The sequence below is a fragment of the Curtobacterium sp. ABR8 genome, assembly GCF_057812125.1.
Window position 1 is genome coordinate 247,632 of record NZ_CM173818.1, and the last position, 13,094, is coordinate 260,725.

Genomic DNA, 13,094 nt, shown 5'->3' on the forward strand with positions numbered 1-13,094 from the left:
TGACCCTGCTGTTCGGCTACCGCAGTAGCCACAGCAACGACGAGACGGAAGAATCCAGCAACCATGCCGCACAGCAACCACTACGACGTGACCACCTGGCCCATTGGTGACGCGACCGACGACATCGGCGCGGTGATCAACAGCATCATCGCCGACATTAAGAGCCGCCAGAGCGGCACCGACGGCGACGGCGACGGCGGCAAGCCCGGCGCTGTCATCTACCTCCCGCCGGGGGACTACCGCCTCCGTACACAGGTCCTCATCGACATCAGCTTCCTCAAGATCCACGGCGCCGGACATGGATTCTCCTCCTCCAGCATCCGCTTCAATGTCCCCGAGGAGGAGTTGCCGGACCTGCACGAACTCTGGCCCGGCGGCAGCCGCATCCTCGTCGACCTGCCACTCACGGCGAACGATGACCAGCGAGCCAGCGCCGCGTTCCTGGTCGAGCGCGAGGGCAGTCCTCGGATCAGCTCCGTCGAATTCGAGAACTTCTGCATCGACGGCATGCACTTCACTGCCGACGGGTCCGACCTGCACCCAGAGAACACCTACGTCAACGGCAAGACCGGCATCCACGTCTCCAGCGCCAACGACTCCTTCCGCTTCAACGGTATGGGGCTGGTCTACCTCGAACAAGGCCTCACGATCCACAACGCCGACGCCCTGTCCATCCACGACAACTTCATCGCCGAATGCGGCAGTTGTATCGAACTGCGCGGATGGGGACAGGCATCGAAGATCACCGACAACCTCATCGGGGCCGGCTTCAAGGGCCACTCCATCTACGCCGAAAACCACGGCGGACTCCTCATCACCGCCAACAACGTCTTCCCCCGCGGCGCGAGCAGCGTCCACCTCCGCGGCGTCACCCGGTCCAGCATCACCAACAACCGGCTCCACTCGTTCTACCCGGGCATGGTCGCCCTCGCCGAGAACAGCTCCGAGAACCTCGTCGCCACGAACCACTTCCTTCGCGACCACGAACCCTGGACACCGTTCATCGACATCGACAACGGGCTCGACGACCAGTACGGCCTGCTTCGCATCGACGGCAGTGACAACACCATCGTCAGCAACCACTTCTCAGAAGTCATCGACTCTCAGCGACTGACACCCCCCGGCGAAGCACCCGTCATCATCCGGATAGTGAGCGGCTCCGGCAACTCCGTCGCGACGAACCACATCGTGGCCAAGGATGCACGCTCCCGCTCGAACCAGTCCGCGTTCTCAGGTCAGGTTGACGCGCTCCTAGCCACCGAATCCAGTCAGCTCGCTGTGGTCTCAGTGCAGGTTGACCCGGAGGCCGTGGGTAACGTTGTACTCGACTCTGGACGCGCGTCAGAGGTGAGCATCGACGCAAGAGTCAACGCTTTCCGGCCGACGCCCGAATTTGCAGGGCGATAAGCAGTTGATGTGTCGCTCTGGTCAGGCTCACTGGTGCCAGCCCGGTCGGCTCGTGCGACCCGTGCGAGCGATCGCGCTCTAACCCCATGCTCAGAGGTGAGGGCCCAGGCGGTAAGAGGGCCGCGCGGAGGTTCTCCCGCAGCGTGGTCCTCGCGTAGCCGGTGGGGTAGATGCGGCGCCGAGTGGTGTCCCGTGAGCCGATCCGCTATCGAGCAGCACCTCGACGGCGGCTGTGTCCGAACCCGCTCCGCGACTTTCTCCCGTGGGAACTGCGTGCAGTGGCGGCTGACGGAGAAGTGGCTCACCGACCACGACGTCCCGTTCGTCCACGGCAGCGCGGAAGCGGACGGTGTCGCCGACGCGGCCCAGTCGCTTGGCGTGACGGCCGCGCCGTCGTCGTCGGCGACGAGGTGTGGAGCGGGTTCCGACCCGACCTGCTCGAGCAGCACACAGCGTTGTCGGTGCGTCAGCACGATTCAGGGAATGGGTGATTTGCCGCTCCAGGACCGCAGGAGTCGATGAATCCGCACAGTCGGAGACACCTTCGGTTCTTTGACTAGTTGATCTTCGGGGATACCGATACTTTCCTGGTACCGGCGGATGCCGACCCGTTCCGTTGCTGTCGGTCCTGAGTTCTCGGGATCCTCGTGAACGCGTTCAATCGGTTCGGAACGATGCCGACGCCACCACTGGCCACTTGCGTCGCGGAAGATGACGGTCGTAGCCAGACCTGGTTGCCCAGGATGAACTTCGTTGATCCAGGTGAAGTCGACGACGTAATCGGATTCTGGGTCGATGGCGCCGATGCTGAGTGAGAACTCGTCCCACACCCGGCCCGTGCCACCGTTCACCATCTGCACGCGCGCCGGGCCGATGAGTTCCTTACTGCCGTTATGAATCACCACCGTCGCTTGAATCAGTGGCTGCAAAGCGAGGCCGATCGACTTCTGCTCCGCATCCGGCTCGGGGTTAGGAATGATGGCTGCGCCTGGCGCCCCGTTACCCATCCTCGCGTCGTTTGGAAGCAGGGGAAAGGTCTCGCCGGCATCGTGGTGCTCGACGTGGGTGAACTTCGAGTAGACCAGGCGAGCCTGTTCCTCCCGCTTGATTTTCCCATTGCGGAGATAGGTGCTGGTCGCTACGAAAAGCGCGACAAGACCACCGAGCGTGGTGAGCCAGCCGCGCCACGCATCCCATTGGGAGGGTGTGAGAAGTCCGAACAGCCAATCGATCATGATGCCTGCAGCGTATGGCCGCATGACCGACGTCCACATCCTCTTCTCCGCTGAACGCGTGTCCTCCGGCTGTCAGAGGCTGCGGCGAATCAGCGCCTCGCCGACACGACGTTCTTCTTTCGTCCTGCTCGTGATCGGAAATCACCCGCGAAGCGGACGGCGTCGCCGAGGCGGCCCGGGCGCTGGGCGTGACGGCCGCGCCGTCGCCGTCGGCGACGGGGCGTGGGTCGGGTTCCTACCCGACCTGCTCGAGCGGCACTTCTTGCTGGGGTCAACCTGAGGGGCACACGAAAGGTAGGGCGTCCGAAAGCCGGTCGTCGGCCGGGCGCTTCGATGCTTCAGCGCGCTCCTCCGTACCGAGCTGCGCGGCACTGAGTTGCTCTGTCGCACATAGGTGGTCCGGAACGAATCTCATTGCGCGTGCGTCATACGGCCGCGCAGAGCGCGTCGGTGCATCTTTGTACTATCCGTTTAGTGGCTCGTCGTCGTTCGAAAGGTTGGCAGCCGCCGCAGCCGCCGCAGCCGTTCTCGCTGGAGGAATCGGCACGCGGCGCGGACGTGCGGGAGCTGGTGCAGCCGATGCCGGTGTACGCCTGGTTCCAGCTGCCGGACCGGCTCATCCGCCGGGATGACGCGGTCGCTCGGAGTATGACGCGTGACGCGGTCTGGGTGGAAGCGGGCCGTGGCGAGACGAAGCTGACGGCATGGGTTTGGAGGAGTTCGGTCAGGCATAGAGCTCCGGAGTGAGCGCGAGCGTCGTCAGCTCGGCAGGTTCCACCGGAGGTCGTAGCCGGTGTCGGCGAGGAACCAGAGCCGGTTGCGGACATGGAAACTAGCACGAGCCAGTGATACGGTGCACTGACCATGTCCGAACATGGAACCGGTGCGACGAAGGAGTCACATGACCGCCACTGACCGCTCACAGTCCGCTGCGCGTCTCCCCGATCTCACGCCCGGGCCTCATGCTCGGCGACTCGGCCTCGTCGCCGTCGTAGCGACGCTCGGCGGATTGCTCTTCGGTTACGACACGGGTGTGATCAACGGTGCACTCGAGCCGATGTCTCGGGAGCTCGGGCTCACGGCCCTGAGTGAAGGTGTCGTCACGTCGTCGCTGCTGTTCGGCGCTGCGGTCGGTGCATTGCTCGGGGGCAGGCTCAGTGACGCGTTCGGCAGGCGGCGCACGATCATCGTGCTCGCGTCGATGTTCGTCGTCGGAGCGCTCCTGAGCGTTGTCGCTCCGGGCCTCGGCGTGCTCGTCATCGCGCGCAGCATCCTCGGGCTCGCCGTCGGAGGCGCGTCGGTCGTGGTGCCGGTATACCTGTCCGAACTCGCGCCCTACGAGATCCGTGGCAAGATCGCGGGCCGGAACGAACTCATGATCGTCGTCGGACAGCTCTCCGCGTTCGTCATCAACGCGATCATCGGGACGATCTGGGGTGAGATCGAAGGGATCTGGCGGGTGATGCTCGCCGTCGCCGCAATGCCCGGGCTCGCGCTGCTCATCGGGATGCTCAGGATGCCGGAGTCTCCCCGGTGGCTCCTGTCGAAGGGGCGCCGCTCGTCAGCCCTGGCTGTCCTGACGACGATCCGGTCGGTCGACCGCGCCGAGGCGGAACTGGACGAGATCATCCGCACGACCGAGCAGGAAGAGGCCAGGCCGAAGGCGTCGCTGCAGGCATTCCGGAACAAGTGGGTCTTCCGGATCTTGCTCGTCGGCATCGGGATCAGCCTCGGGCAGCAGCTCACCGGGATCAACTCGATCATGTACTACGGTCAGGCGGTCCTGACCGAGGCCGGCTTCTCGCACAACGCCGCGTTGATCGCGAACATCGCACCCGGTGTGATCGCGGTCATCGGGGGGATCATCGGTCTGTCGTTGATGCAGCGCATCAACCGGCGCACCACGCTCCTCGTCGGCTTCTCGCTCACCACGACGATGCACTTCCTCATCGGACTCGCGTCGATCCTCCTGCCAGTCGGCAACGACGCACGGCCCTACGTGATCTTGACGCTGGTGGTGCTGTTCGTCGGTTCGATGCAGACCTTCCTCAACATCGCGATCTGGGTGATGCTCGCTGAGATCTTCCCCCTGTACGTCCGAGGACTCGCCATCGGCATCTCGGTGTTCTGGGGGTGGATCGCGAACGCACTCCTCGGGTTGTTCTTCCCGAGCCTCGCGGCCGGACTCGGGATCTCCGGCACGTTCTTCCTCTTCGGTGGCATCGGGGTCCTCGCGATCATCTTCATCGCGACCCAGGTCCCCGAGACCCGTGGGCGCACCCTCGAGCACATCGAACACGGCGTCACGACGGGGTCCATCTACACGGTCGAGGAACGTCGCGGCTGATCAGAGCGGCCGAACCGGCCCGGTGCTGCGGCGGATGATGAGTTCGGGTGCGTCTCGATGGGTCACGATCGGCTTCGCCGGGTCGTCGATCCGGGCGATGATGGCTTCGAGCGCTTCCGCCGCGAGGCTCGCCGGTTCGTGCCGGACGGTGGTGAGCTCGATGAACGGCAGGCGCGCGACCGAGCTGTCGTCGAACCCGACCACCGAGATCGTCTCGGGCACCGCGACGTTTCGACGGGCAAGGGTCGCGAGGGCGCCGACCGCGCATCGATCGTTCGCCGCCATCAGGGCCGTCGGGAGGATCGCCCGTTCGAGCAGGGCGACGGCCGCCGCGGAACCGGCCTCTTCGGTGTAAGCGCTCTCGACGACGTCCGGCTCGAGGCCGTGTCGCCGCATCGCCGCCACGTACTGGTCCCGTCGGCTCGCAGCGTTCGGGCCGACGCCGCCGGTCGCGTGGGCGATCTTCCGGTGGCCGAGACCGACGAGGTGATCGACCAGGAGCTGGATGCCGACCTCGTCGTCGACCCGCACGTCGTCCACGGGGACGTCTGCCACGGGACCGCCGAGCTGGACGATGGGTATCCGGTTCGGGAGGCCTGACATCGTGGCGCGCCCATCGTCGGTGGCCAGGATCACCAGTCCCTCGATGCGTTGGCCGAGGAGCCCGGTGATGACCTCCCCCTGCGTCCTGTCCGCCGTGATCGGCCCGAGCACGAGCGAGTAGCCCCGTGAGGCAGATTCGCCGATGAGCGCTTCGACGAGGTCGACTTCAAACGGCTCGTGCATCGTGAAGACGACGCCGAGCTGGAAGCTGCGGCGTCCGCGCAGCACCCGCGCGGACGCATCGGGGTAGTAGCCGAGCTCGGCAGCCGCTTCCCGAACGCGCCGGCGCGTTTCCGCGCTCGCACCGGGGAGGTCACGGAGCACCAGTGAGACCAGCTGCCTGGAGACGCCGACGTGGTCGGCGAGATCCTTCATCGTCGGACGGCCACGCGGTACGTCGGCTGCAGTGCTCGGTCGGAGGTCCACGCTTCATCGTCCCACGGGAGACCGTCAGAGCACGGGGAGCTGCTTCCTAGCACGTGCGCCTAGCACGTGCTACCGTCTGAACATCGGCCCTCGGGCGACACACAACGGAGTGCAGGAGGCACCATGTCCATCACCACCCCCGCCGCGAACACCGCGGCGCCCTCCTCCGCGCGGAAGACGGTCCGTCTCGGCCTGGTCGGCGCCGGCTGGATCGGTGCGTTTCACGCGCAGAGCATCGCGCTGCGGGTCCCTGGCGCCAAACTCGTCGGGATCGCCGACCCGGTGCCTGGTGCAGCGGAGCGCGTCGGGGGATCACTCGGTGTCGACCGCACCACCACGGATGCCGCGGACCTGCTTTCCGACCCATCCGTCGACGGTGTCGTCATCGCATCGCCCGCGTTCACGCACACCGACCTCGTCGTCCGTGCCGCCGAGGCGGGCAAGGCCGTCTTCGTCGAGAAGCCGATGGCACTCACGCTCGCCGACGCTGACCGGGCGATCGCGGCCGCAGCGGCCGCAGGCGTGCCGCTGCAGGTCGGGTTCAACCGCCGACTCTCCACCGACTTCGCGGCAGCCGGCGCGCTCGTCCACGACGGAAGGATCGGCACACCGCAGCTCCTCCGCTCCCTGACCCGCGACCCTGGACTCGCGAATCCGGGCGCCGTGAAGCCGTGGACGATCTTCAACGAGACGCTCATCCACGACTTCGACACGCTGAACTGGTTCAACGCTGGCGCGAATCCGGTCGAGGTCGTCGCCTTCGCCGATGCGTTGGTCGCGCCCGAGTTCAAGGAGAACGGGCTCCTCGACACCGCTGTCGTGACGATCCGGTACGACAACGGCGCGATCGCGACCGCCGAAGCGAACTTCTCCGCCGCGTACGGGTACGACGTCCGCGGTGAAGTGTTCGGCAGCGAGGGCATGGTGACCGCCGGCGACGTCCGTGCCACCAGCGCTCGCGTCTACGACGCCACCGGCGTCGGCGTCGCCACGACCCGCCTCAACATCGACCTGTTCCACCAGGCGTACACGGACGAACTCGTCGCCTTCGCGGACGCCATCCGGACCGGTGACGTCACTGCAGCGCGCGGCGAGGACGCTCGAGCGGCGTTGGCTGTCGCACTCGCGGCCCGTGCGTCGATCGAGCGCGGCGGCATCGTGCACCTCGACGCGGATGGTCGCGTCGCATGACCGTGGCGACACGGGAAGCCGGCGTCACCCTCGCCGCATCGGCGGAGATGCTCTTCACCGATCTGCCCGTCGTCGAACGGGTGCGACGGATCGACGACCTCGGGTTCCAGGTCGAGATCTGGGACTGGACGACGAAAGACCTCTCCCAACTCGCCACGACCGGGGCGACGTTCTCCTCCATGACCGGCTACGTGTCGGGGAACCTCACGGACGACGACGGGATCGCCGAACTCCTGAGATCAGCAGAACGATCCCTCGACGCCGCGTCGGAGGTCGACAGTCCACGACTCAACCTGCACGGCACCGGGCTCGATCCGAACGGGCTCCCGGTGATCCCGCGGCACACGGTCACCGCCGCCGACTGGCTCACCGCCGCGAACACCCTCGAACGACTCGCCTCGCTCGGTGAACGCCACGGCAGGGTCTTCACGCTCGAGAACCTCAACACCGCTGTCGATCACCCCGGCGTCCCGTTCGCCCGTGCGGCGGACACAATCACCCTCGTCGAAGCGGTCGGCAGTCCGCACCTCCGCCTGAACCTCGACCTGTACCACGCGCAGATCGGCGAGGGGAACCTGATCGAGCTCGTCGAACGGGCGCTGCCGCTCATCGGGGAGATCCAGGTCGCGGACGTCCCCGGCCGACAGGAACCCGGTACCGGCGAGATCGCCTACGCCGCCGTCGCTGCAGCTCTGGACCGGCTCGGCTACACCGGCGTCGTCGGCCTCGAGTCCTGGGCGAGCGGATCCTCCGACGACGCGCTTAAAGCCTTCCGTGCAGCCTTCGACGTCTCCGTCACCGCGCCTCGGTAGCCGTGAACACGCGCGCCACCCCGCCACGCCGGCACTGCCGGTGTGGCGGGGCATCGCAGCGACGATCGAGCAGGCAATCTCCGACGGGACCTTCCCGGTCGGCGCGCGCCTGCCGAGCGAACACGAACTCGCCCGCGCCCACGGTGCGAGCCGTCCGACCGTCGTCCAAGCGATGCGGTGGCTCGTCGCCACGGGACTGGTCGACCGCCGCCAGGGCATCGGGACGTTCGTCGCGGCGACGACCGCCGCGCCGACAAGCGCGCACATCGTCCTCGTCGGAACCGCAGGGACCGGGCTCCGCCTACTCGAGGACCGTCCCACCCTCATCCGTGCTGACGCCACGCTCCGTGGCCAGAGCGTCGCCGAGATCGCCGTAGAGACGTACGGACACCCCTGGAAACGGGCAGGGGACCTGCTCGACTGGCCCGTCCTCACCGGTGCGAGCGGATGGCAGGGCTGCCAGCGGGTGAGCCACACGAGCCTCACGCGGCTCGGTGGTCAGGTGCGCTTGCGTGTGTCGACCGACGTCGCGGACGAATTCACCGAGCGACGCTGCCGCATCACCCTGCTGTTGGACCCATCCGTGTTCAGCGTCGAGATCGAACGCTCCACAAACTGGTACTAGCACGTGCAAGTCGCACGTGCTATCTTCACGACACCGGCCAGCATCGACGGCGATGTGACACCCGAGAACCCGGCCGAACAGCACAGCACCAAGCGCCCCGCCGAGTCACCGACTCGTCGGGATCGGAACACGAGACAAAGGAGTCCTCCGTGAAGCGCATCCCTGCACTCATCAGCCTCACCGCGGCCGCCGCCGCCGGGGCACTCATCCTCGCCGGCTGCTCCAGCCAGGGTGGACGGACCACCAACGACGACTCGGACGGATCCGCCTCCGGCGGCAAGAACTCCGGTCTCACGATCGCGCTGGTCACCCACGCCGCCCCAGGCGACACGTTCTGGGACATCGTCCGCAAGGGCGCCGAGGACGCCGCGAAGAAGGACGGCGTGAAACTGCTGTACGCCTCCGACCCCGACGGCTCCAAGCAGGCCCAACTCATCAGCCAGTACACCGACCAGAAGGTCGACGGGATCGCCGTGTCGCTGGCGAAGCCCGACGCGCTCAAGAGCGCCGTCGAGGGGGCGGAGAAGGCCGGGATCCCGGTCGTGTCCCTGAACGCCGGCAGCTCTGCGTACAAGGACCTCGGCATCCTGGAGCACTTCGGCCAGGACGAGGACGTCGCCGGTGCGGCGGTCGGCGAGAAGCTCAAGGCCGAGGGCCTCAGCAACCCGATCTGCGTCGTGCAGGAGCAGGGCAACGTCTCCCTCGACCAGCGGTGCGCGGGCATCAAGAAGGTGCTCCCCGACACCCAGACCCTGTACGTCAACGGCACCGACAACAGCGCAGTCCAGTCCACGGTGACCGCCAAGCTGCAGGCAGATTCCTCGGCCGACTCCGTGGTCGGCCTCGGCGCCCCGTACACCGCCATCATCGAAAAGGCGGTGCAAGCCGCGAACAGCAAGGTCAAGATCGCCTCGTTCGACCTGAACGCCGACCTCGCGAAGAGCGTCAAGGACGGCGACGTGCTCTTCACCGTCGACCAGCAACCGTTCCTGCAGGGGTATGAAGCCATCGACTCGTTGGTCCTCTACAAGCAGGGCGGCTTCGAACTCGGCGGCGGTCAGCCGACCCTGACCGGCCCGGCCATCGTGGACAAGGACAACGTCTCCGACGTCCTCAAGTACGCCGAGGACGGCATCCGCTGACCCGTGCCGACGGGTCCGCAGCTGGCGCTGCGGACCCGCACCGTGCCTCCAGTCTGATGCCCCGGAACGGAACCCTCATGACCACTGCAACCATCGTCCCCGCAGGCGACGAGCGCCTCGCTCGTCGCAGCCCCATCCGCAAAGCCCTCGGGCGTCCCGAGGTCGGCGCCGTCATCGGCGCCGTCGCGATGTTCGTCTTCTTCGCGATCGTGGCGCCCGTGTTCACCCAGGCCGACTCGATCTCGACGGTCCTCTACGGATCGTCGACCATCGGGATCATGGCCGTCGGCGTCTCGCTCCTGATGATCGGTGGGGAATTCGACCTCTCCGCCGGCGTCGGCGTGATCTCGTCGTCGCTGACCGCGAGCCTGTTCTCCTGGTACTTCGCCACGAACATCTGGGTCGGGGTCGCCCTCGCCCTCGTGCTCTCCCTCGGCGTCGGCGCGCTCAACGGGTGGATCCTCATCCGGACCAAGCTCCCCAGCTTCATCGTCACCCTCGCGACGTTCCTGATGCTCACCGGGTTGAACCTCGCCATCACCCGGATCGTGGCCGGTGGTGTCGCCACACCGGACGTGTCGAACATCGACGGCTTCGCGCTCGCGCAGCAGATCTTCGCCGCGGACGTGCCCATCGGCGGCGTCACCGTGAAGATCACCGTGTTCATCTGGATCGCCCTGGTCGCCGTCGCCTCCTACTTGTTGCTGCGCACGAGGGTGGGGAACTGGATCTTCGCGGTCGGCGGGGACGAGAACGCGGCCCGTGCAGTCGGCGTTCCGGTCACGAAGACGAAGATCGGCCTGTTCATGGGCGTCGGGTTCTGCGCCTGGATCGCCGGCATGCACAACCTGTTCGCGTTCAACGTTGTTCAGTCCGGTGAGGGCATCGGCAACGAGTTCCTCTACATCATCGCCGCGGTCATCGGCGGCTGCCTCCTCACCGGCGGCTACGGTTCCGCGGTCGGCGGCGCGATCGGCGCCCTGATCTTCGGGATGGCGAACAAGGGGATCGTCTACGCGCAGTGGAACCCCGACTGGTTCAAGTTCTTCCTCGGCCTGATGCTGCTACTGGCCACGATCATCAACCTCATCGTCAAGAAGCGTGCGGAGCAGAAGTGATGACGAACACACCGACCACCCAATCCGTGACCGTGCCGGTCTCGGACTCCTCGGAGACCGTCGCCGGCGCTCCGCACCTCGTATCGTTGCGAGACGTCGGGAAGCACTACGGCAACGTCATCGCGCTCTCCGACATCTCGATGGACGTCGACGCGGGCCGCGTCACGTGCGTCCTCGGCGACAACGGCGCAGGCAAGTCCACCCTCATCAAGATCATCGCCGGCCTGCACGAACACTCCGCAGGCACCTTCTCGATCATGGGGGAGGAGCGGACGCTCTCGTCCCCACGTGAAGCCCTGGACGCTGGAATCGCCGCGGTCTACCAGGACCTGGCCGTCGTCCCGCTGATGCCGATCTGGCGGAACTTCTTCCTCGGCTCCGAACTCCGGAAGACGTTCGGCCTCCTCGACGTGGCGACCATGAAGGCCATCACCAAACGGGAACTCCTCGAGATGGGCATCGACCTGCGCGACGTCGACCAGCCCATCGGCACCCTGTCCGGTGGCGAGAAGCAGTGCGTGGCCATCGCCCGAGCCGTGTACTTCGGAGCGAAGGCGCTCATCCTCGACGAGCCGACCGCAGCCCTCGGCGTGAAGCAATCCGGCGTCGTCCTGAAGTACATCCTCCGCGCACGCGACCGCGGACTCGGCGTGATCTTCATCACTCACAACCCACACCACGCCTACCCCGTGGGCGACCGCTTCCTGCTCCTCCGCCGCGGCAAGAGCATCGGCTACTTCGAGAAGCACGACATCACCCTCCCCGAGCTCACCGGAATGATGGCCGGCGGCGCCGAACTGGAAGAACTCGCGCACGAACTCGAAGAGATCGGCGGGCAAGGAGATCGGGTGGCGGAGATCCGTGCGGCGGAAGCAGCTTCTTGAGGCCACATGTCCGTAGTGATGGACGAGAGGCTCAGTTTCCAAGCGCCTGCGTCAAACTCAGAGGACCGGCATGGCCCGAGCATCGACTCGGCGCGAGATCGAAAACCCACCGACCTCGATGCGTTGCCCGCTGATTGCCGGTGGTCACGAACGCCGCGACGGCCACGCCGGCGTCCCCCGCCCTCCCGACCCCGCCGAACATGCGGGGGTCGCCTCCTGAACCGGCGCCGATGGACGAGCAGGGAGCAGCTCCGCCTCGCGATCGTGCACTGGATCGAGGGCACCTACCACCGGAAACGTCGTCAGCGCGCGCTCGGGAAGTTGACGCCCGTCGAGTACGAAGCAATCATCGACCCACAGGTCGCACTCGCGGCCTAAACCCACGAGTCAACGAAACCTGCAGCAGTCCCGTCCAAACCGTGGGGCACGTCAACGAGTCAACGAAACCTGCAGTAGTCCCTTGCGGCAGAAGTGTGCGATGGTCAAGGGGTGGCGCATTACAAGCAGATCGTCGACTACGTTCGGGTGGGCTCCCCTGATCAGCGCCAGGATCGACAGCTCGAGGCGGTCGGTGACGTCGACCGAGTGTTCGAGGAGAAGGCCTCCCGAGGATCTCGCTCGAATCGAGTGGCGCCGCTCGACTGCATCGGGTACGTCCGCGACGGCGATACCGTTCGCGCTGCATCAATCGATCGTCTCGCGCGCGCTCTCGGTGATGTTCGGAACATCGTTGACAAGATCACGTCAAAGGGCGCGTCGGTCGTGTTCGTGAAGGAGCCGCAGACCAACAGCCGTGACACCGACGACGCGTTCGGTCGGCTCATGCTCAAGCGCCGTGGTGCGTTTGCAGCGTTCGGGCACACGCTCGTTCGCGAGCGGCAGCGTGAGTGGATCCGTATCTCGAAGGCGGCAGGCGAGTACAGGGGACGAGCGCGGAAGCTGACGGACGACAGGGCCGTTGAAGCGTGCCGGCTGATTACTGGTGCACCCAAGGCGGCAGTGGCGCGTGACCTGGGCGTCGACCGCACAACGCCGTATCGGATGCTGGCCGCCAGCACGCTTGCGCCGACCCAATCGGATCCGCGACCCGAGTGCATGCCGCTCCGCTGTGTCGCCCACGGCTCCGGGGAGGGGGCTGCGATCGCCGCCGCAGTCGAGGCGCCGCTCAGCTCGTCCGCCCCCGATTCGGCGCTGGAGCTGCACGAGCACGCGACTGTCGTCTATGAGGAGGCCGCGGCCGGCCTGCAGCTGTGCGACCACTACGGCTACGCCCACGCGAACAAGCCCGCCTGACAACGAGACCG

11 protein-coding genes are annotated in these 13,094 nt (G+C 66.5%); 9 read left to right on the plus strand and 2 right to left on the minus strand.

Translation table 11 applies throughout. The annotated features are described in order from the left end of the window. The first annotated feature begins 63 nt into the window (after nt 1–63). Complete coding sequence (locus ACXKZB_RS01245) at nt 64–1,407, plus strand: NosD domain-containing protein (protein WP_488824375.1); 1,344 nt, start codon at nt 64–66, stop codon at nt 1,405–1,407. A 476-nt stretch (nt 1,408–1,883) separates the two neighbouring features. On the opposite strand, the gene ACXKZB_RS01250 is transcribed toward ACXKZB_RS01245, so the two are convergent. Then, on the minus strand, nt 1,884–2,642 hold the full coding sequence (locus tag ACXKZB_RS01250; RefSeq protein ID WP_488824376.1) for a hypothetical protein: 759 nt from the start codon (nt 2,640–2,642) through the stop codon (nt 1,884–1,886). Nucleotides 2,643–3,543: 901 nt separating this feature from the next. Here ACXKZB_RS01250 and ACXKZB_RS01255 point away from each other — a divergent pair. After that, nucleotides 3,544–4,989 carry a sugar porter family MFS transporter gene (locus ACXKZB_RS01255; protein WP_488824377.1) on the plus strand — a complete coding sequence of 482 codons (1,446 nt, stop codon included), beginning with the start codon at nt 3,544–3,546 and terminating at the stop codon, nt 4,987–4,989. Here the strand turns inward: ACXKZB_RS01255 and ACXKZB_RS01260 are convergent, their stop codons facing one another. After that, a complete protein-coding gene (locus tag ACXKZB_RS01260) occupies nt 4,990–5,967 on the minus strand; it encodes a LacI family DNA-binding transcriptional regulator (protein ID WP_488824378.1) in 978 nt (325 codons plus the stop codon). It abuts the gene before it with no gap. 174 nt (nt 5,968–6,141) lie between these two features. On the opposite strand from ACXKZB_RS01260, the gene ACXKZB_RS01265 reads away from it, so the two are divergent. The 7 genes from ACXKZB_RS01265 to ACXKZB_RS01295 all read left to right on the plus strand — a co-directional run bounded on the left by ACXKZB_RS01265 (nt 6,142) and on the right by ACXKZB_RS01295 (nt 13,083). After that, on the plus strand, nt 6,142–7,209 hold the full coding sequence (locus ACXKZB_RS01265) for a Gfo/Idh/MocA family oxidoreductase (RefSeq protein WP_488824379.1): 1,068 nt from the start codon (nt 6,142–6,144) through the stop codon (nt 7,207–7,209). Further along, on the plus strand, nt 7,206–8,021 hold the full coding sequence (locus ACXKZB_RS01270; RefSeq protein WP_488824380.1) for a TIM barrel protein: 816 nt from the start codon (nt 7,206–7,208) through the stop codon (nt 8,019–8,021). The genes ACXKZB_RS01265 and ACXKZB_RS01270 overlap by 4 nt, the downstream gene beginning before the upstream one ends. Nucleotides 8,022–8,061: 40 nt before the next feature. Continuing rightward, nucleotides 8,062–8,646 (plus strand): winged helix-turn-helix domain-containing protein, encoded by a 585-nt coding sequence (locus ACXKZB_RS01275; RefSeq protein ID WP_488824381.1) that lies wholly within the window; start codon nt 8,062–8,064, stop codon nt 8,644–8,646. A 149-nt stretch (nt 8,647–8,795) separates the two neighbouring features. Next, nucleotides 8,796–9,788, plus strand: coding sequence for a substrate-binding domain-containing protein (locus ACXKZB_RS01280; RefSeq protein ID WP_488824382.1), 993 nt, complete (start codon nt 8,796–8,798; stop codon nt 9,786–9,788). Nucleotides 9,789–9,865: 77 nt separating this feature from the next. Further along, on the plus strand, nt 9,866–10,906 hold the full coding sequence (locus ACXKZB_RS01285) for an ABC transporter permease (RefSeq protein ID WP_488824383.1): 1,041 nt from the start codon (nt 9,866–9,868) through the stop codon (nt 10,904–10,906). After that, entirely contained in the window at nt 10,906–11,790 is an 885-nt protein-coding gene (locus tag ACXKZB_RS01290; protein ID WP_488824384.1) for an ATP-binding cassette domain-containing protein, read from the plus strand. The genes ACXKZB_RS01285 and ACXKZB_RS01290 overlap by 1 nt, the downstream gene beginning before the upstream one ends. 489 nt (nt 11,791–12,279) lie before the next feature. Next, complete coding sequence (locus ACXKZB_RS01295) at nt 12,280–13,083, plus strand: recombinase family protein (protein ID WP_488824385.1); 804 nt, start codon at nt 12,280–12,282, stop codon at nt 13,081–13,083. Nucleotides 13,084–13,094: the final 11 nt, after the last annotated feature.